Genomic DNA, 19,047 nt, shown 5'->3' with positions numbered 1-19,047 from the left:
TAAGCTATTGAGCTACGCCATTACGTATACTGCTATCCAAGCCCTTCTTATTCATTTTATGCCCACTCGTTGCCCATGAACGACTCCATCATTGAAATAAAACACTTGTCTAAAGTTTATGCCAACGGCTTTACCGCGCTTAAGGACGTCAGTCTGGACATAAAACGTGGGGAGATTTTCGCCCTGCTGGGGCCCAATGGAGCGGGGAAAACCACCCTTATCAGCATGATATGTGGCTTGGTCAATCCGACCAGTGGAAGCGTAACCATCGGTGGCTATGATTACATTAAACAATACCGCCAAGCGCGTGCTCTGATCGGCTTGGTTCCCCAAGAAATTGGGGCCGAAACTTTCGAAAACGTATTAAATAGCGTGAGTTTCAGTCGAGGTCTGTTTGGTAAAGATAAAAACCCCGAACTGATCGAGCGTATTCTAAAAGAATTAAGCCTTTGGGATAAACGACATAGCCCGCAAATTTCGCTATCAGGGGGAATGAAGCGGCGCGTGCTGATTGCCAAAGCCTTGTCTCACCAACCTGACATCTTATTCTTAGACGAGCCCACCGCTGGCGTGGATGTCTCGTTACGTCAAGACATGTGGGCATTGGTTAGGCGCCTACGAGCCAAAGGAGTCACAGTCATCTTAACCACCCATTACATTGAAGAGGCGGAAGAGATGGCCGACCGCGTCGGCATTATTCAAAATGGTGAGTTATTGCTTGTTGAGTCTAAACAAAAGCTGATGCAAACCTTTGGAGAGAAACAACTGCAATTACACCTCAGCACCGCGCTTAAGCAACTGCCAGACTCCCTCGTTGAACTTGGTTTAACGTTAAGCGACAACGGTGAGTCCATTCTTTACACCTACGCCAAAGAGCAGATTGGTCTAACTGTTCCTGATTTATTAATGCGCGTGCAGCAAGCAGGTATCGAGATTAACGATGTGGATACACATCGCAGTTCGTTGGAAGATATTTTTGTGAGTTTAATGGAGGCGAAACAATGAATTTACGCGCTATGCAAGCGATTTACGCCTTCGAAATGTCCAGAACCCGACGCACACTGCTACAAAGCATTATTGCTCCCGTAATTTCCACTGCCTTATATTTCGTTGTGTTCGGTGCTGCATTAGGCACACGCATTAGCGAAGTACAAGGCATCAATTACGGTGCATTTATTGTTCCCGGGCTAGTGATGCTTTCGGTACTAACGCACAGTATCTCTAACGCCTCGTTTGGCATTTACTTCCCCAGGTTTTCTCGAACTATTTACGAAATTATGTCCGCACCGGTTTCGTATTTGGAGATCACCTTTAGCTTTGTGGCCGCCGCCGCGACCAAGTCAATCTTACTGGCCATCATCATTCTGCTTACCGCAAAGCTGTTTGTACCCTTTAGCATTGATCACCCCGTTTGGATGCTGGGCTTCTTATTTCTAACCGCTTTTACCTTCTCATTATTCGGTTTTATTATCGGTATTTGGGCAGATAACTTTGAAAAGCTTCAGTTAGTGCCCATGCTGATTATTACGCCGTTAACCTTTCTGGGGGGAAGCTTTTATTCCATTGATATGCTTCCGCCCTTTTGGCAAAGTGTCAGCCTATTCAACCCAGTGGTTTATCTCATTAGCGGCTTTAGATGGAGCTTCTACAGCATTGCCGACGTAAACGTATGGCTTAGTCTGGGCATGACCTTGCTGTTTTTAGCCCTTTGCATAGCCATCATTACCTGGATATTTCGCACAGGATATCGCTTACGCCCATAGTGCTTAATCTCTAAAGTTCTCAAACTGCAAAGGAAGCTCTATCTCGGTTTTACGCAGCAGAGCAATAGCCTGCTGTAGATCATCGCGCTTCTTACCAGTCACTCGCAATTTATCACCGTTAATTTGGGCTTCAACTTTAATTTTGGCGGCTTTTAATGCAGCAATGAGCTTTTTTGAGTTTGGCTGATCGATACCCTGTCGTACCGTAATAGCCTGTCTGGCTTCCGCCAAGTTTTCCTGTGCCTCGGCGATATCCAGACATCGAACATCAATCTCACGTGCCGACATACGTGCTCGTAAAATAGGTAACATTTGGCCCAGTTGAAACACGCTGGGCGCGAACTGAGTTACCACATACTCATTTAACTCGAAACGAGCATTGGTTCCCTTAAAGTCAAAACGATTAACCAGCTCGCGGTTAGCCTGATCAACCGCGTTTTTTAGTTCATGTTTATCGACTTCAGACACAACATCAAATGAAGGCATGGTAACTTCCTTATAAATCCGTACAGATGAAAAAAGTGGCGCGCAAAGTGTAACCCTGGAATCCAGCAACCACAATGCGACATTGCTTTTAGTCTAACGCTTGGTCCCTCTGCTAACACAAGCCCTGTTCACAGTGTAGACTTAGCGCTCGAAACCTTTCTATTTTAATCAGGCCATCGTAATTTTGACGTAGATATCAGCCATGCGCGCTTTCTTACTTATACAAGCGGGTACGCCACCCAAAGCCATCACCCAGCGAGTCGGGGATCAAAGTGACTGGTTTAAACAGGCTATAGAAATGGCCCATCAAGTGCCAATCGTTAGCGTTAATGTAGCGGAGTCCGAGGCGCCGCTGCCAGACCCAACTGACTATCAAGGAGTCATGATTAGCGGTTCTTGGGCCATGATCACTGACCGCGAACCATGGAGTGAGCGCACCGCTGTTTGGCTAAAAGAGGCTTTTCTTAAGCAGGTGCCTATTTTAGGAATTTGCTACGGCCACCAACTACTGGCCCATGCCCTTGGCGGCGTGGTCGGCAATTTGCAAGTAGGACGCGAGTTTGGCACTTTCAGTGTCGATCCTACCCCTGAGGCCAAAAACGATCCTCTGCTGGCACACGTGAACGACGCCTTTTTGGCGCATCTGAGTCACATGCAAGCGGTGCTAAAACTGCCAGCCAATACCCAAGTATTAGCGTCTAGCAAAATGGATCCTCACCAAATATTACGCTACGGCCTCCATGCCTTATCGGTTCAGTTTCATCCTGAGTTTACGCCCGCTATTATGCAAGCGTGTTTAATAGGACGACTCTCGCCTGAAATGGCGTCAGAATTAGACGCTGAGCACCACCTTGAGCAGTTTAAAAACACGCCCATTGCGCGTCAAATCTTACATAATTTTATTGAAACCTACCGTTAACCCTTCCGATGATTGCTAAGCTACGCCTTTTATTCGATAACTTCACGCTCATATTGATGGCTGTTGTGATCACAGCCACTTTTTTTCCCGCACAGGGAGTGGGCGCAACAATCTTTGAATGGATTACGAATCTCGCCATTGCCTCATTGTTTTTCTTCCACGGGGCCAAGTTATCACGAACCGCCATTTTGGCGGGGATCATGCACTGGCGGCTGCACTTACTTGTGTTTGCCTGCACATTCGTCTTATTCCCTCTCGTAGGCTGGATTTCAAAGCCAATACTCGTACCCTTACTTGGGGGGCCTTTATACGTTGGGATGCTGTATTTATGCGTATTGCCAGGTACGGTTCAATCCGCCATTGCGTTTACCTCGATCGCACGTGGAAACGTGCCGGCGGCCGTTTGTAGCGCCTCTGCTTCAAGCCTTATTGGTATCGCCCTAACCCCTTTACTGTTGAAGTTATTGCTGGATGCAGACCCCGGCAGTGCCAATACCTTAGACGCTGTGATCCAAATCAGTATTCAGCTGTTATTACCCTTTGTCGTTGGGCACCTCATGCGCCCACTCATCGGGGAATGGATCGATCGCAACCGAAAGTGGCTAGGAAACGTGGATCAAACCTCGATTTTACTTGTGGTTTATACAGCCTTTAGTGCTTCTGTGGTTGGGGGACTATGGCAAACCGTACCCATTGCATCGCTGTTGCTGTTAACCGCTATTTGCCTTCTTCTACTGGCCGTCATGCTGTACGCCACGACTCAACTGTCACGTCGTTTAGGCTTTAACCGCGAAGACGAAATTACCATTGTCTTTTGCGGATCTAAAAAAAGCATGGCTACAGGCGTACCCATGGCACAAGTACTATTTAGCAGCGCCGCAATCGGGCCAGCCTTATTGCCGCTTATTATTTTCCATCAAGTGCAGCTCATGGCATGCGCTGTGCTCGCCAACCGATACGCCTTGCAAACCAAACCAACGACGATGGCAACCAGAGAAGCGAAAGCGTAATAATCGGCGGTTAATTATCGAACCCCGATTTTTTCTAACTCATGGGCCAAACTCGCCGACGACACCTCACCCATACGCACCTGCTTGATAGTTCCAGAAGCGTCGATAAACAACGTCGTCGGAAGCCCATTACTGTTGACTAGCCCTGCAAGCTCGCCGCGTTTATCCTGCAATAGGTTGCGTAATTCAAGGTTCTCTGCCGCCAAATAACTCAGCACATCGGCATCAGACTCTTGTTGATTAGCGAAGACAAAATGTGCATCGCTATATTGTCTTTGTGCGGCTTGTAACACGGGCATTTCGCGCCGACATGGCGGGCACCATGTGGCCCACAGATTCAGCACAATGGGTTTTCCGAGATAATCATTCAAGTTTACGCTCTGATCGGACTCGAGGTTTAGGTCAGTAAGCGTTAGATTGGGTAATGACATCGACGGTTCTTGCTGTAACTGGACATAAGCAAACCCTGCCCCCCATACTGCTGCACCAGCAAGTAAACACCCAAAAATACCGCGTTTGCGCACACGACTGGATCGCCATAACGCAATGGCGAGCACAGCGGCCATGCCAAACAACACCCATTGCCAAATTAAGCCGCCATCACGTATATCGATTATTGATATGGGCTGTTGACGATAGTGATCCCAATATTGAATCACAAAGCTTAAACGGCCAAAGAGCAACCCAACAAAGGCGGTAAGCCAAACGACGATTTCAAGACGAGTCTGATAACGTCTCTCGTAAAAGGCGGCCAATAAGACTGCCGCAAGTAACGAGGCAAAGGCCCAAAACACTGTGGCATTAAAAACAAAAGGCCCAATGCTCACTGTCGTCATCTCTACACCTTAAGCGATAAAACAATACGTTATTGTGAGATATCCAGCATAAAAAGCATACGAATGCCCCGTTGCTGATGTGCCTATGCCTGTACTGCCTGCAAAAAGGCCTGCATTTTAGACGCTAGCTTTTGCCCTGGCGCCGACTCGATCCCACTGCTGACATCAACGGCAAAGGCAGCCACTTCGTTCAATGCGCCTTTAACATTTTCGGCATCTAGCCCGCCTGCCAGTATCATAGCAATGCCGCAACGTTGGCTGTACGGTTCGACCGCACTGAGCAATGACAGATCAAAGCGCACGCCAGTACCCCCATACTGTGGGCTATAGCTGTCAAATAACCACCCTTTTGCCGACTGATAAGGCAAGCACATGGTTAGCACTTGGTCCGCCGTTTCAGAGGCAGGCCCCCCCACTCGGAATGCCTTAATGTACGGGTGGTGAAACGACTCGCAGAAACTCACACTTTCATCGCCGTGGAACTGAAGCAAATCTGGCTGTACTCGTTCGATTACCTCGCGCACAAACTCAGAAGTAGGATTCACGAACAACGCAACACTAGACACAAAGGCAGGCACCTGTTGGCGAAGTCGTGCCGCCGTCGCAATGTTTACATTACGTTTGCTGGGCTCGTACATCACGAACCCCACGGCATCCGCACCCAGACGAACAGCAACATCCACATCGGCTTCTTGAGTAAAACCACATAACTTGACACGAACTCGGCTAAAAGACGACATGCTTACTCCTGTTTAATCATTTCAAACGGTACAAAAAAGAACCCCCACAAACGGACTCGTATTGTGGGGTATTCATTAAGACCAAACAACGCCAATCATTTACTGAAAGGCGGCTCCGGCGTCGCCACCAAAAGGGTCTGCCCCAAACGCGTCAGCCCCATAGATGTTCTCGGTACCAAACTCAATGCTGGACTCATCAAGTAAAACCACCCCTTGTTTATAGTGCGTGACCATACCGGGGAAAAGCATCACGGCAGCGACCATCAACACTTGAATCACAATGAAAGGCACCGAGCCCCAATAGATATCACCAGTGGTGACTTTTGCAATGCGCTGACCTGTCACTTTATCGGTGTAATCTTCTTTCGGCGCAACAGAGCGCAAAAAGAACAAGGCGAAGCCAAAGGGAGGATGCATAAACGAGGTTTGCATATTAACGGCTAACAATACGCCAAACCAAATTAAGTCTATTCCCATTTTATCGGCAATCGGGCCCAACAACGGCACGATAATAAAGGCCAGCTCAAAGAAGTCCAGGAAAAACGCCAGTAGAAAGGTAAAAACGCTAACAAAAATCAGAAAGCCCCACTCACCACCCGGTAAATCTATTAGCAGGCTTTCAACCCATAAATCCCCATCGATCCCCCTAAAGCTCAGGGTGAAAATGGTAGAGCCCACCAAAATGAAGACCACAAAACATGACAAACGCGTGGTGGAGACCATGGCTTGATTCAGCAGTTTCCACGACAAACGGCCTCGTCCCACCGCCATCAGTATGGCTCCTACCGCTCCCATTGCTCCACCTTCTGTTGGGGTGGCCACACCAATAAAAATAGTTCCCAATACAAGGAAAATAAGAAACAGAGGTGGGATCATGACAAAGGTGACACGCTCTGCAATTTGGGACAACAGCCCCAGCTTCAAGTGCTTATTTAACAAAGCACAAATTAACGCGGTAGCCCCCCATATCATTAACAGCACTACCACACGCTCATCGACAGGAATATTGGCTTGCTCACCAAAATAGTAGCCTGCACCAATATATGCAACGATGGCTGCCACCACCGTTAATACTAGCAACGAGCGTAAGCCTCGGCTACCGTCAGGTTCTATATATACCCGCGCTTCTTCGGGTAATGCGGGAGCACTTTTAGGCTTAATCAACGACAAGATCACCACGTAGGCAATATAGGACCCGGCCAAGATCAAGCCCGGTATCATGGCCCCTCTGTACATGTCGCCAATTGATCTGCCAAGTTGGTCGGCAAGAATAATGAGGACAATAGAAGGTGGAATAACCTGTGACAAGGTTCCCGAAGCGGCGATGACACCACTGGCCAAACGTCGGTCGTAACCGTAGCGCAACATGATCGGTAAAGAAATTAACCCCATCGAAATAACCGATGCAGAGATCACACCCGTTGTCGCGGCAAGCATAGCCCCCACTAACACCACTGCAATGGCTAAGCCACCACGGATGGGTCCAAATAACTGACCGATAGTATCGAGTAGATCTTCAGCCATACCCGAACGTTCTAGAATTAACCCCATCAGGGTAAAGAACGGCACAGCTAACAAGGTGTCGTTGGCCACAATTCCAAAAATACGTTGGGGTAACGCTTGGAATAATGCGGGCTGCATTAGGTTTAATTCAATCGCAAATAAACCATACAAAATGCCCGTTGCCGCTAACGTAAATGCCACCGGAAAACCGAGCAGTAAAAAAACGATTAAGTTCACAAACATGATGGGCGCCAAGTTTGCGATGAGAAGCTCCGTCATGATTGACCCTTGTTATTTTCTTTTTGACGCATCGCCGCTAAACGATGCTGTTCTTTTTCTTCTGCTAATCGACGGATGTCGTCAACAACCTCGAGTTCGGACTCGATGGTTTTACCCTTGGCAATGGGGTCAGGACACTTGCCCATCAAAAAGCCCACCGATTTAATAACGTGCGACACTCCAGCTAAAATCAGCAACGCAAAGCCCAACGGTATCAATAGTTTCACAGGCCATCGAATTAACCCGCCCGTATTCGATGACAGCTCGTGAGTGACATACGACTGCCAAAAATAAGGCAGAGACAACCAAAAAACAAGCACCGCTGCAGGTAGTAAAAACAGCAATACCCCAGCAATATCGATATAAACCTGGGTCCGGCGAGAAAAGCGCTGAGCCAACACGTCAACGCGAACATGCTCGTTATATAAAAAGGTGTAGCCAGCAGCCAGCAAAAAAATGGCGCCAAACAAATACCACTGCAGTTCTAACCAAGCATTAGAGCTACTGTTAAATATTTTTCGGATGACGGCATTACTAGCGCTGACTACGACCACCAGTAACGTAAGCCACGACACCGTCTTACCGACAGTGCTATTGAGCCAGTCGATAAATCGCGATAGTTGTAAAAGAAAGGACATAAATTAGTATTCGCAAGACAATGATGCGATCGGAAATGATGGCACCATGAAAGCCGACAATATAGGCTCAGGCTGCAATTTTATACTATTCACCTACACTACGCATGCTGTAGTAAACCCACACGAAATGAGTGCTCTACGCGCCTTTACTGCCCCAAGGCCCTAAGTGCTGTTGCAACAACTCGAAAGGCTCGTACACCGGCAGCCCATACTTAACGTCGTAGTTCACTTGAGCCAAATACAAACCATCGGGCGCATAGGTGGGAGGCGCAAACTGACGATTTTTACGCAAAATTAGATCAGCAACCTCGTCGACAGTCATTCGCCCCAATCCCACGTACAGCAAAGCCCCCATCAGATTACGTATCATGTGATGCAGAAAAGCGTTAGCTTCGAACTGAAAAAGCAAGAACCCTGAATATTCATCTATATGCAACAGGCTCAGATCACGCACCGGACTTTTAGCCTGACATTCAGAGGACCTAAAACTGCTGAAATCGTGTTGCCCTACAAAGCACTGCGCTGCCCGCTTCATTGCCGCTACATCAAGTGATCGATACTCCCAACCCACCTTAGCGTGAAGCAGCGGCGAACGCACACGATCCAGCCTAAGCACATACAAATAAGTGCGCTTTAATGCCGAAAAACGAGCATGAAATTCGTCGTCAACAGGCTGTGCCCAGCGCACCGAAATACTGGGTGGCAAGAGTGCATTCAGTCCTCTCACCCACGACTCTATGGTCCGATTCGCTGTGCTATCCAGATGCACAATTTGATTCAAGGCATGCACGCCTGTATCGGTACGCCCAGCGCAAATGACTGAAGTGGGCTGCGCTAAAAATTGACTTAATGCCCGCTGCAACTGATCCTGAATCGTATTACCGCTAGGCTGACTTTGCCAGCCGTGCCATGGACTTCCGTCGTAACACACCCCCAACGCCATACGTGTCATGAAGCTACAACCCTTAAAACTTAAGAAGACTTGGGCGGCTCATCAGAGGGAGGTACATCCAGATCAAGATTAATTTTTTCTAATTTTTCTCTGACCATATCGCTACTAACGGGTGCTGGCGAATCAATATCACCCCGACTCGTGTTAGCCCTGCGTAATATCCAAACAGTTAATACCACTAAAAGGACGAGTAATAGCGACATTACCATGAGCATATGCTCTTGAATCCAAGACACTGTTTTACCTGCTGTAGTCGGTGAGGCCACTGATGCGTTTGATGCAGCAGCGAGTTTATTAATAGAAGAGTCAGCGCCGTTGGCCTGATTCGTTGTGGAGTTCGAAGTTGAAAGAGACCCTAAATCTACGCCTAGCTCTTTAGCACCATCAAGCAAGGCATCTTTCGCTGCCTCACCTTGCTCGTGAAGCGCTCGACTTAAATGACTAAGGTTTTCTTCTAACTGGGAAACCTGCTGCGTAGTGTGGGCCAATGCCTCGGCATTGGACACTGCCTGATCAGCGCTAAACGATGTTCCATCTGTAGCAACGTTAGCAAGTTCCAAGCGGTCCTCTTGAGGCTCAACAGTCGGCGACGACGCTTGAGAGGAAGTTGTTATCCCCTGTGTCGCTTGCTCTGCGGCGAAAGACGGAGCGTTACCTGCAGCCAAGAGCGACTTATACTGCGTAAACCATTGCCCTTGTTGCACAAAGAAACGGCGAGCGTCTCGGTCTGAGTGTTGCAAGATCTGATCAAGACTTGGTTGTTGAAGCTGTGCACCAGCTTGAATAAAATTAATGTTCCCGTGCGTGAACCGGCTTTCATTTAACGCATGAAGCGCTGCGATATATTGGTAATCAGTATATTCAGCAGACGCGTTACGACGGGCAATAGCACTTAAGGTATCCCCTCGCTTAACCATCACACTGGCGTCAGAAGCGTCAGGCTCGGGCCGGTCTGATTGTTGGTTTGTTGATACCGGACCCGCTATCGACGGCGACTCGTCCTGTGCTTGGCCAGGAATACTGACCGAACTTAACGCTGAGGCGTTTAAGACACTTACTTGATGACGTTGCACGCCACTTGGACTTGAAACGTCAAATAATAAATCTATTATTTTTGAATCGCTAGGGTGCTCGCTTCGAATCAATAAGCGTGACGTCTTCGGGTCGAGCTCTATCTTCAAGCTGGACATCTCTGGCGGAGGCGTTAATGCGTAATTCGCCCAACTTGCTAGCGGCGCCATACTCGCTTTCAACGCTGAAAAGTCGTCTACATTGCGCAGTTGTACACTAATACGTAGCGGTTCGCTCGACGCAGAAACTACCCGAGCATGGCCTATATCCACAGCAGAGACTGCCCCGGAAAGCGCCGCCAAAAATACAGCCAACGACGTTTTTACAGTCATCACCCCAAGGCGGCGCTTAGTCATTTAGAGCTCTCCGAGTGCAATGCGTAGCATCCTGCGTAGAGGCTCTGCAGCACCCCACAACAGTTGGTCCCCTACTGTGAAAGCGCTGAGATACTCAGGTCCCATTGCTAGTTTGCGTGTGCGACCAACAGGAATATCCATCGTACCCGTTACCGCAACAGGCGTAAGGTGTTGCATAGTGGCTTCACGCTCGTTGGGAATAAGCTTCGCCCATTGCGTTCCTTCAGCAATGATTTGATTGACTTCATCCAAAGGCACATCACGACGTAACTTGATCGTAAGCGCTTGGCTGTGCGAGCGCATGGCACCAATACGCACACAAAGGCCATCAACAGGAACATAGCGGCTGGCATCGCGGCCCAACACCTTATTGGTCTCTGCTCCGCCTTTCCATTCCTCTCTGGACATTCCATCACCCAAATCAGAGTCGATCCAGGGAATGAGACTACCACCAAGAGGCACACCAAAATGCTGCTGACCCAAGTTAGGGTCTTGTTGCTTGGCTAAAACGCCACGATCAATCTCTAAAATAGCAGAAGCCGGATCGTCTAACAGCGGTTTAACCGCCTCGTTAAGATCACCAAACTGCGTCAAGAGCTCACGCATGTGCTGCGCCCCACCGCCCGACGCGGCTTGATAGGTCATGGAGGTCATCCAGTCGATCAGGTCATGCTTAAACAAGCCACCCAAGCCCATCAACATGCAACTTACCGTGCAGTTACCACCAATAAACTGCTTTACGCCTTTAGCCAATCCTGCATCAATCACATCGCGATTAATAGGATCGAGAACAATGATGGAGTCTTCATCCATACGTAGCGTGCTTGCGGCGTCAATCCACAAGCCATCCCACCCAGCTGCACGAAGCTTAGGATAGACCTCGCTGGTGTAATCCCCGCCTTGCGCACTGACGATAATTGGAAGTTTCTTCAAACTTTCAATATCGAACGCATTTTGTAAGGGGCCTGCGCCTTCTGCCCACTTCGGAGCCGCTCCACCCGCATTACTGGTAGAGAAGAACACGGGCTCAAACAATGAAAAATCGTTCTCATCGCGCATGCGTTGCATGAGCACTGAGCCAACCATACCTCGCCATCCGACTAAGCCTACCGCTTTTGTCATGAAAATCACCTGAAATAAATTTAAAAACTGGCTACCTTTAGTTTAATGCCTTAATGACCGCGTCGCCCATTTCACTTGTACCCACCAATTGTGTACCCGGCTGATGGATATCTGACGTGCGCAACCCTTGTTCTAATACCGATTGCACCGCATTTTCCACGCGTAATGCAAGCGCATTCTCGTTCAGGGAGTAACGTAACAACATCGCTGCCGACAAAATAGTGGCTAAAGGATTGGCCTTATTTTGACCTGCGATATCAGGTGCTGAACCATGGCTAGGCTCGTAAAGCCCCTGATTCGACGCATTAAGCGAAGCGGAAGGCAACATACCGATAGACCCCGTCAACATGGCGGCCTCGTCGGAAAGTATGTCACCGAACAAGTTACCCGTTACGATGACGTCAAATTCTTTAGGTGCCCGCACCAACTGCATCGCCGCATTATCAATGTACATATGGCTTAGCTCGACATCGGGATACTCGCTCGATACATCAATCATGATGTCACGCCAGAACTGCGATGTCTCAAGCACGTTTGCCTTATCAACACTACACAGTTTTCGACTGCGTTTTTGTGCAGCCTGAAAGCCGATGTGCGCAATGCGTCGAATTTCGCTTTCTGCATAGTGCATGGTATCAAAGGCTTGCTTCTGCCCTGCAAAAGGCCCCTCTTCTACGGTTCGCACGCCACGCGGCTGACCGAAATAAATATCGCCAGTGAGTTCACGCAGAATCAAAATATCAAGGCCCGACACAATTTCCGGTTTTAGCGATGAGGCATTTGCCAACTGCGGGTACAAAATCGCAGGACGGAAATTGGCGAATAAACCGAGCGCTTTACGTAAGCCTAAAATCGCTTGCTCTGGACGAAACTCGCGAGCCAAGTTGTCGTACTTCCAATCACCTACCGCACCAAACAACACGGCTGCAGAGGATTTTGCAAGCGCTAAGGTTTCTGGTGGCAAAGGGTGGCCGTGCGAGTCGTAGGCAGCGCCGCCTACATTCGCGTTGACCAATGTTAAGTCTAAGTCTAGAGAACGTAAAACGCGTACGGCTTGTTCCGTAATTTCTGGTCCAATACCGTCACCGGGTAATACTGCAATTTGTGTAGTCATAATCGTATCAACAAAAATTCAAGCCGCAATCAGTACGGCATGAACATAAAAGAAATAAAAACGCGGGCTCTGTCCGCCCGCGCTCACTGTATGAAATCTAGCCTTTAGCTGACCCTACCAACCATGGGTGACGCATCAATCGCTCAGCCTCGAATTGGCGAATCAAATCCGATTTTTCTAAGGTTTGACCAATTTCGTCTAAGCCTTTCAATAAGGTCTCTTTACGAAACGGCTCCATCTCAAAGTGGATTTCACGACCTTCTGGTGTGCTAATAAGCTGTTGCGCTAAATCAATGCGTAATTCGTAATTTGGAAAACCGCGTACCTCATCAAATAAACGAGCCACTTCTAGCTCACTTAACGTGATGGGTAACAACCCATTTTTAAAACTATTATTATAAAAAATATCAGCAAAAGAAGGCGCAATAATCGCTCTAAAACCATATTGCAACAACGCCCATGGCGCGTGTTCTCGGCTAGAGCCACAACCAAAATTCTTGCGGGCTAAAAGCACAGAGGCACCCTGATAACGGGGCTGATTAAGCACAAAATCAGGATTTAAGGGTCGCTTGCTGTTATCCATCCCCGGCTCACCGTGGTCCAAATAACGTAACTCGTCAAACAAGTTAGGCCCGAAACCACTGCGTTTAATGGATTTTAAAAACTGCTTAGGGATGATCAAGTCAGTGTCGACGTTTTCCCTATCTAAAGGGGCAACTAAACCCGTATGTGTAGTAAAGGCTTGCATTAATGGCTCCTAGCTATAGTTACGTACGTCGGTGAAATGACCCGCTACTGCTGCGGCAGCGGCCATGGCTGGGCTGACTAAATGAGTACGACCACCTTGCCCCTGGCGACCTTCAAAATTTCGGTTTGACGTTGATGCACAACGTTCTCCGGGCTCAAGGCGATCTGCATTCATAGCCAGACACATGGAGCATCCGGGCTCACGCCACTCGAAGCCCGCCTCGATAAAAATCTTATCTAAACCTTCGCGCTCTGCCTGCATTTTTACTAAGCCAGAACCGGGTACAACCATAGCCTGTATGACATTAGATGCCACTTTTCGTCCACGTGCCACGTGAGCCGCTGCACGTAAATCTTCAATACGCGCATTGGTACAGGAGCCAATAAAGACACGATCAATACGAATATCGCTTAATTCCTGATTAGGATTAAGTCCCATGTACTCTAGCGCACGAATCATACCGTCGCGACGACCGCTGTCTTTTTCTTTATCAGGATCGGGGACACGTGCATCAATCGGTAATACCATCTCGGGTGAGGTGCCCCACGTGACTTGAGGTGTGATATCAGCCGCGTTAAAACGAATCACCTCGTCGAAGCTTGCGCCCTCATCTGAATGCAGCGTTTTCCAGTATTCCACCGCCTGATCCCAGGCTTCGCCTTTGGGCGCATAAGGACGACCCACGAAGTAATCAATGGTTTTCTGATCTACCGCCACCATTCCAGAACGCGCTCCGGCTTCAATCGCCATATTACAGACGGTCATGCGCCCTTCCATGCTGAGATCACGAACAGCAGAACCACCAAATTCGATGGCGTAACCGGTTCCACCAGCGGTACCGATCTTTCCGATTACATACAGTATGAGGTCTTTCGCTGTGCACCCAAACGGCAATTTACCGTCGATCTCGATCAACATGCTCTTGTTCTTTTTCATCAACAAGGTCTGTGTAGCGAGTACGTGCTCGACTTCAGAGGTTCCGATACCAAAAGCTAACGCCCCCACGGCACCATGCGTACTGGTGTGTGAGTCGCCGCACACAACGGTCATCCCAGGCAACGTAGCACCTTGTTCTGGACCAATGATGTGCACGATCCCTTGGCGTAAGTCATTCATTTTAAACTGCGTGATATTGAAGGTATCGCAGTTGCTATCTAGCGTATCAACCTGCAGTTTTGAAATAGGATCTTCAATGCCCGCTGCTCGAGAAGTGGTCGGCACGTTATGGTCGGCAACAGCCAAATTTGCACTGATACGCCATGGTTTACGACCCGCCAGCTGCAGCCCTTCGAAAGCTTGGGGGCTGGTCACTTCGTGCAAAAGGTGTCTGTCTATGTACAGTAAACAGGTACCATCCGACTCTTGATGCACCACGTGTGCATCAAACAACTTGTCATATAAGGTTTTTGCCATGGTGTATTCTCTTTAAAAACATAGCGGTAAGCGTGATTTACTATCGATAATTCTTATTATGCCAGTCACTAAACTTCAAACAAGACCAGTATCTATACTAGTACCATCACTGCTAGCTTAAGTTGAAACGTCTGTTCAATAATGCATGACGCCCGCGGTGCAGCGGGCGTATTTAACGGTTTAGACTATTTGGCTTGCTGATACAAAGGAAGAACGCGCTCTGCTGCCACTTGCAAGTCTGCAATACGAGACTGTGGCGAGGGATGCGTAGAAAGTATTTCGGGAGGTCCGCCCGCACCAGAGAGTTGTTCCATTTTCTTCCACAAACTAATGGCTGCACGAGGGTCGTATCCGGCTCTAGCTGCTAGCTCAACACCAATCCGATCGGCCTCGAGTTCGTGAGTGCGACTATTGGGTAGCGTAAACATCACGTCTGTTAAGGTCGAGCCCATGTCTCCTACGGCGGCGTTCCCAATCACCGCAGACAACACGGATAAACCAATGTTTGTCGCCATTTGCTGCGATACTTGTTCTCTGGAGTGTTCGCGCAAAGCATGGGCAATTTCATGGCCCATCACTGCCGCAAGCTCGTCGTCCGTCGCATTGATTTTTTGAATTAACCCACTGTAGACCGCCATCTTGCCACCCGGCATACACCAGGCATTCACCTCATCCGACTTCAGAACATGCACCTCCCAGTTCCAGTTGGCGGCATCTGGTCTGAATACACCCACTTGCTGAACTAAACGTTGGGAAATCGCACGCACACGTTTGGTTTGCGCGGCATCGACATCAACGGCACCCTGGCTGCGCGCTTTTTGTATGGTTTGCGCATACTGTTGGGCAGCCGTTTGATTCAGCTCAGCCTCAGAGACGAGTCCGGACATGTATTGTTTACGCTCAACGCCCACCGCTCCGCTCGACGTCGTGTTAACCGCTGCACAACTGGCTAATAAAGACACACTAAGTGCGCCTGCCACTAAAGTTCGTCCAAAACGAAAGTGTTTTTTCATGAAAACGTATTCCTTTTAGGGTTGCCAGTGACCACACTGTGCGCGTTGACGTAGCGCTTGATCCATCAGAACGATGGCTAACAAGGCCTCAGCAATAGGAGCTGCTCGAATCCCCACACATGGATCATGCCTACCTAAGGTCTGCACTTCTACGCTTTCGCCCTGCTGGTTAATCGAGGGTCGCTTAATACGGATGCTAGAGGTGGGCTTAATAGCAAGGGATACCCGGATCTCTTGACCTGAGGAAATACCACCCAAGATACCGCCCGCGTGATTCGTCTCGAAACCATCGGGATGTATCGCGTCGCCATGCTCGGAACCCCGTTGTGACACACTTTCAAAGCCTGCTCCGATTTCAACACCTTTGACGGCATTTAAGCCCATCATGGCATAGGCGATATCAGCGTCTAATCGTCCGTAAATAGGCTCGCCCAATCCGGCGGGCACCTGTTCGGCCACGACCTCAATCCGCGCGCCGATAGAGTCACCGTCTTTGCGCAAGGAGTCCATAAAGGACTCAAGCTCTGGAACCACCGATGCATCGGGGGCGTAGAAAGGGTTATTAGGAACATCTTCCCAATTTTTAAAAGGAATCACGATCGGGCCAAGCTGGCTCATGTAGGCCCGTATTTCTGTTTCAAAGCTTTGTTTTAACCATTTTTTCGCAATAGCACCCGCCGCGACAGTAGGCGCCGTAAGGCGAGCCGATGAGCGGCCACCCCCACGGGGGTCGCGATGTTCGTACTTACGCCAGTACGTGTAGTCGGCGTGACCCGGTCTGAATGTTTCCAGCAAATTGCCGTAGTCCTTGCTTCGCTGATCCGTATTTTGAATAAGCAACGCGATCGGGGCGCCTGTGGTTTTCCCTTCGTACACACCCGATAAAATTTCAACCTTATCGGCTTCTTGGCGTTGCGTTACGTGCCGTGACGTACCGGGTCGGCGCCGATCAAGCTCGAACTGTATGTCGTCTACAGACAGGTCCAGACCGGGTGGGCAGCCATCAACCACCGCGCCGATTGCCGGTCCGTGAGACTCGCCGAAATTCGTGACGCGAAACAGTGTTCCTAATGTATTTGCAGACATAAACAATTTTCAAAAACAAGCCGATAGAACGGCAATTATTGCACTAATGCACCAGACGTGCATCGTAAAAACCGACGCATCAAGAAGAGCAGCTTAACGGCGTTGAACTAAGGTCAGGAGGTGGTGGTTTTGAATACGCTTCTAAACCTGCGTGTTCGACGTACGGATCCGCCAAGACTTTAAGCAAATCACGTATCACCGAGTTATCGCCTTTCTTTGCCGCATCGATCGCTTCTTGTGCCAAGTGATTGCGCAACACATAAAGAGGATTAGCTTGGTTCATTGACGCCCTACGCGACTCAACACTTAGGCTTTGTGCCGATAAGCGATGTTGATAGGCGTCCAACCATTCGCGGGCCTTATCTTTATCGTTAAATAAAGAGATAAAGTCATCCGGCTGCTCGGGAGCCCACGCTAAGGCTCGAAAACTTAAACTAAAATCCGCTTGATCATAATGCAATAAGCGCCACCAATTATCGACTAAGGCACTGTCGCCCTCTATCCATTCGCTTAGCCCGAGCTTAGCAGCGAGATTCGTATGGTAGCGCTCTAAAAAAGCAGACTCAAAGCCATCAAGGCTCTCGGTCAGTTGGTCCGGCGTTGCGCCCAGCGTTGTCAACGCACTGGCTAAGCGGAACAAATTCCAATGTGCCATAGAAGGTTGGTTGTTCCATGCATACCGGCCTTGCCTGTCGGTGGTATTACAAACATGATTCACCCTGAAGGCATCCATAAAACCAAAGGGGCCATAATCAATGCTTAAGCCCAGAATGGACATATTGTCGGTGTTCATTACACCATGACAAAAGCCCACTGTTTGCCAGTCGGCGACCATTTGGGCAGTGCGAACACTAACCTCACGCAACAGCTCGCGCGCTAGGCCCGCATCATCAAGCTTATTTTGCTGTTTAATATGCGGATAAAAGTGCTCAAGCACGTAATGCAAAAGCTGGCGCATCGGCTCGGGCTTACCCAACCAATGCTCAAAAGAGCCAAAACGCACGAAGCTAGGAGACACTCGCGTGACAATCGCTGCCGTTTCCACACTTTCGCGATACACAGGAACGGGAGATGTAACAAGGGCCAGCGCACGCGTTGTGGCAATGCCCAGCCCATGCATGGCTTCACTACATAAATACTCACGTACTGAGGAACGCAAAACAGCGCGCCCATCGCCCATGCGTGAATAAGGTGTTAGGCCTGAACCTTTAAGTTGCAATTCTTGAGGACCTGATGCACTGGGTAAGGCTCCTAATAGGTGCGCCCTACCATCACCCAATTGCCCTGCCCACACACCAAACTGATGGCCGCTATAGACTGCGGCCAATGTTCTACCATTAGGTAATGGCGCATTTCCAGAAAAAACCGATAGCATTTCCTTGCTGTGCAAGAGCGTTTTGGACAACCCCAATTGTTGTCCCAGCGCTTCATTCACATGCAGCAAGGTAGCGTTACGCAATCCTTCGGGAGACAGCTCGGTGTAAAAATCAGAAGGCAGTTCTGCAAAAGAATTGCTAACCCGAAGCTCGTCTAAAGACAATGACATGGTAGTTTTACCTTAATGGTCAAGTTCAGAGCTTTTCGCTGCTTTCGCCAACTTCGCTCGCGATTTTGCCGCCTTCTTGGCCGGCCATAAATAGAAAATGGCACAAAAATAAAACAGGCTAGAAAGTGCGATTTCAATCATGGCCAGATAGACCGACATTATGTCGGGGTCAGACCAGGCTCTCACGCAACCTTCCATGAAATACAGTAGTACCAACATGGATGACCACTGCAAGGTATACAAATTACCTTTTAATACCCCACGAAGTGGAAAAAGCAGCGGGATGACTTTCAGGACTAAATAAGAGCCGCCCGGGCGCAAGGGTGCCCACCAGAGCTCCCACCCTAAGCATAAAATGATCAATGCGAGTAACGCGAAGGCTGCAACTCGGTGTAATACGGGATTCAATCGTTGTTCCATACTGTTATTATCACCTGAACCGAACTATAAAG

At 48.9% G+C, this 19,047-nt stretch carries 19 protein-coding genes; 4 read left to right on the top strand and 15 right to left on the bottom strand.

Annotated elements, in window-relative coordinates; genetic code table 11:
• The first annotated feature begins 75 nt into the window (after positions 1-75).
• Complete coding sequence (locus tag AC2UZI_RS07175) at positions 76-1,005, top strand: ABC transporter ATP-binding protein (RefSeq protein ID WP_486943124.1); 930 nt, start codon at positions 76-78, stop codon at positions 1,003-1,005.
• Positions 1,002-1,763 (top strand): ABC transporter permease, encoded by a 762-nt coding sequence (locus AC2UZI_RS07170; protein WP_486943123.1) that lies wholly within the window; start codon positions 1,002-1,004, stop codon positions 1,761-1,763. Before AC2UZI_RS07175 ends, AC2UZI_RS07170 begins: the two co-directional genes overlap by 4 nt.
• Positions 1,764-1,766: 3 nt before the next feature.
• Here the strand turns inward: AC2UZI_RS07170 and AC2UZI_RS07165 are convergent, their stop codons facing one another.
• A complete protein-coding gene (locus tag AC2UZI_RS07165) occupies positions 1,767-2,249 on the bottom strand; it encodes a YajQ family cyclic di-GMP-binding protein (RefSeq protein ID WP_486943122.1) in 483 nt (160 codons plus the stop codon).
• 202 nt (positions 2,250-2,451) lie between these two features.
• Between AC2UZI_RS07165 and AC2UZI_RS07160 the strand changes: the two genes are divergently transcribed.
• Both AC2UZI_RS07160 and AC2UZI_RS07155 read left to right on the top strand, forming a co-directional pair.
• A complete protein-coding gene (locus AC2UZI_RS07160) occupies positions 2,452-3,168 on the top strand; it encodes a glutamine amidotransferase (RefSeq protein WP_486943121.1) in 717 nt (238 codons plus the stop codon).
• An 8-nt stretch (positions 3,169-3,176) separates the two neighbouring features.
• On the top strand, positions 3,177-4,178 hold the full coding sequence (locus AC2UZI_RS07155; RefSeq protein WP_486943120.1) for a bile acid:sodium symporter family protein: 1,002 nt from the start codon (positions 3,177-3,179) through the stop codon (positions 4,176-4,178).
• A gap of 14 nt (positions 4,179-4,192) precedes the next feature.
• Here the strand turns inward: AC2UZI_RS07155 and AC2UZI_RS07150 are convergent, their stop codons facing one another.
• The 14 genes from AC2UZI_RS07150 to AC2UZI_RS07085 form a co-directional block, all read right to left on the bottom strand.
• Entirely contained in the window at positions 4,193-5,014 is an 822-nt protein-coding gene (locus AC2UZI_RS07150; protein ID WP_486943119.1) for a TlpA family protein disulfide reductase, read from the bottom strand.
• Positions 5,015-5,097: 83 nt separating this feature from the next.
• The gene (locus AC2UZI_RS07145; RefSeq protein ID WP_486943118.1) at positions 5,098-5,754 is read right to left on the bottom strand and encodes a phosphoribosylanthranilate isomerase; all 657 of its coding nucleotides are present in this window, start codon (positions 5,752-5,754) and stop codon (positions 5,098-5,100) included.
• 99 nt (positions 5,755-5,853) lie between these two features.
• Positions 5,854-7,536 (bottom strand): TRAP transporter large permease, encoded by a 1,683-nt coding sequence (locus tag AC2UZI_RS07140; protein ID WP_486943117.1) that lies wholly within the window; start codon positions 7,534-7,536, stop codon positions 5,854-5,856.
• On the bottom strand, positions 7,533-8,174 hold the full coding sequence (locus tag AC2UZI_RS07135; protein WP_486943116.1) for a TRAP transporter small permease subunit: 642 nt from the start codon (positions 8,172-8,174) through the stop codon (positions 7,533-7,535). Before AC2UZI_RS07135 ends, AC2UZI_RS07140 begins: the two co-directional genes overlap by 4 nt.
• 136 nt (positions 8,175-8,310) lie before the next feature.
• A complete protein-coding gene (gene truA / locus AC2UZI_RS07130; RefSeq protein WP_486943115.1) occupies positions 8,311-9,126 on the bottom strand; it encodes a tRNA pseudouridine(38-40) synthase TruA in 816 nt (271 codons plus the stop codon).
• 20 nt (positions 9,127-9,146) lie between these two features.
• Entirely contained in the window at positions 9,147-10,553 is a 1,407-nt protein-coding gene (locus tag AC2UZI_RS07125; protein ID WP_486943114.1) for a type IV pilus assembly protein FimV, read from the bottom strand.
• The gene (gene asd / locus AC2UZI_RS07120; RefSeq protein ID WP_486943113.1) at positions 10,554-11,675 is read right to left on the bottom strand and encodes an aspartate-semialdehyde dehydrogenase; all 1,122 of its coding nucleotides are present in this window, start codon (positions 11,673-11,675) and stop codon (positions 10,554-10,556) included.
• Between the two features lie 37 nt (positions 11,676-11,712).
• On the bottom strand, positions 11,713-12,789 hold the full coding sequence (gene leuB, locus AC2UZI_RS07115) for a 3-isopropylmalate dehydrogenase (RefSeq protein WP_486943112.1): 1,077 nt from the start codon (positions 12,787-12,789) through the stop codon (positions 11,713-11,715).
• 97 nt (positions 12,790-12,886) lie between these two features.
• Positions 12,887-13,537 (bottom strand): 3-isopropylmalate dehydratase small subunit, encoded by a 651-nt coding sequence (gene leuD, locus AC2UZI_RS07110; RefSeq protein WP_486943111.1) that lies wholly within the window; start codon positions 13,535-13,537, stop codon positions 12,887-12,889.
• 9 nt (positions 13,538-13,546) lie between these two features.
• Positions 13,547-14,950: a 3-isopropylmalate dehydratase large subunit gene (gene leuC, locus AC2UZI_RS07105; RefSeq protein ID WP_486943110.1), complete on the bottom strand. Its 1,404-nt coding sequence runs from the start codon at positions 14,948-14,950 to the stop codon at positions 13,547-13,549.
• Between the two features lie 185 nt (positions 14,951-15,135).
• On the bottom strand, positions 15,136-15,963 hold the full coding sequence (locus tag AC2UZI_RS07100; protein WP_486943109.1) for a M48 family metallopeptidase: 828 nt from the start codon (positions 15,961-15,963) through the stop codon (positions 15,136-15,138).
• Between the two features lie 15 nt (positions 15,964-15,978).
• Positions 15,979-17,049 carry a chorismate synthase gene (aroC, locus tag AC2UZI_RS07095; protein WP_486943108.1) on the bottom strand — a complete coding sequence of 357 codons (1,071 nt, stop codon included), beginning with the start codon at positions 17,047-17,049 and terminating at the stop codon, positions 15,979-15,981.
• Between the two features lie 79 nt (positions 17,050-17,128).
• The gene (locus tag AC2UZI_RS07090) at positions 17,129-18,595 is read right to left on the bottom strand and encodes a protein adenylyltransferase SelO (RefSeq protein ID WP_486943107.1); all 1,467 of its coding nucleotides are present in this window, start codon (positions 18,593-18,595) and stop codon (positions 17,129-17,131) included.
• A gap of 12 nt (positions 18,596-18,607) precedes the next feature.
• Positions 18,608-19,015 (bottom strand): DUF2069 domain-containing protein, encoded by a 408-nt coding sequence (locus tag AC2UZI_RS07085; protein WP_486943106.1) that lies wholly within the window; start codon positions 19,013-19,015, stop codon positions 18,608-18,610.
• Between the last annotated feature and the right edge of the window lie 32 nt (positions 19,016-19,047).

This window comes from Paenalcaligenes sp. DL 463 (assembly GCF_057475185.1).
This window is presented reverse-complemented; position numbering and strand designations above follow the sequence as displayed.

Coding starts and splice junctions, on each gene's coding strand:
- AC2UZI_RS07175 (WP_486943124.1), top strand. CDS start 76: ATGAACGACTCCATCATTGAAATAAAACACTTGTCTAAAGTTTATGCC.
- AC2UZI_RS07170 (WP_486943123.1), top strand. CDS start 1,002: ATGAATTTACGCGCTATGCAAGCGATTTACGCCTTCGAAATGTCCAGA.
- AC2UZI_RS07165 (WP_486943122.1), bottom strand. CDS start 2,249: ATGCCTTCATTTGATGTTGTGTCTGAAGTCGATAAACATGAACTAAAA.
- AC2UZI_RS07160 (WP_486943121.1), top strand. CDS start 2,452: ATGCGCGCTTTCTTACTTATACAAGCGGGTACGCCACCCAAAGCCATC.
- AC2UZI_RS07155 (WP_486943120.1), top strand. CDS start 3,177: ATGATTGCTAAGCTACGCCTTTTATTCGATAACTTCACGCTCATATTG.
- AC2UZI_RS07150 (WP_486943119.1), bottom strand. CDS start 5,014: ATGACGACAGTGAGCATTGGGCCTTTTGTTTTTAATGCCACAGTGTTT.
- AC2UZI_RS07145 (WP_486943118.1), bottom strand. CDS start 5,754: ATGTCGTCTTTTAGCCGAGTTCGTGTCAAGTTATGTGGTTTTACTCAA.
- AC2UZI_RS07140 (WP_486943117.1), bottom strand. CDS start 7,536: ATGACGGAGCTTCTCATCGCAAACTTGGCGCCCATCATGTTTGTGAAC.
- AC2UZI_RS07135 (WP_486943116.1), bottom strand. CDS start 8,174: ATGTCCTTTCTTTTACAACTATCGCGATTTATCGACTGGCTCAATAGC.
- truA (WP_486943115.1), bottom strand. CDS start 9,126: ATGACACGTATGGCGTTGGGGGTGTGTTACGACGGAAGTCCATGGCAC.
- AC2UZI_RS07125 (WP_486943114.1), bottom strand. CDS start 10,553: ATGACTAAGCGCCGCCTTGGGGTGATGACTGTAAAAACGTCGTTGGCT.
- asd (WP_486943113.1), bottom strand. CDS start 11,675: ATGACAAAAGCGGTAGGCTTAGTCGGATGGCGAGGTATGGTTGGCTCA.
- leuB (WP_486943112.1), bottom strand. CDS start 12,789: ATGACTACACAAATTGCAGTATTACCCGGTGACGGTATTGGACCAGAA.
- leuD (WP_486943111.1), bottom strand. CDS start 13,537: ATGCAAGCCTTTACTACACATACGGGTTTAGTTGCCCCTTTAGATAGG.
- leuC (WP_486943110.1), bottom strand. CDS start 14,950: ATGGCAAAAACCTTATATGACAAGTTGTTTGATGCACACGTGGTGCAT.
- AC2UZI_RS07100 (WP_486943109.1), bottom strand. CDS start 15,963: ATGAAAAAACACTTTCGTTTTGGACGAACTTTAGTGGCAGGCGCACTT.
- aroC (WP_486943108.1), bottom strand. CDS start 17,049: ATGTCTGCAAATACATTAGGAACACTGTTTCGCGTCACGAATTTCGGC.
- AC2UZI_RS07090 (WP_486943107.1), bottom strand. CDS start 18,595: ATGTCATTGTCTTTAGACGAGCTTCGGGTTAGCAATTCTTTTGCAGAA.
- AC2UZI_RS07085 (WP_486943106.1), bottom strand. CDS start 19,015: ATGGAACAACGATTGAATCCCGTATTACACCGAGTTGCAGCCTTCGCG.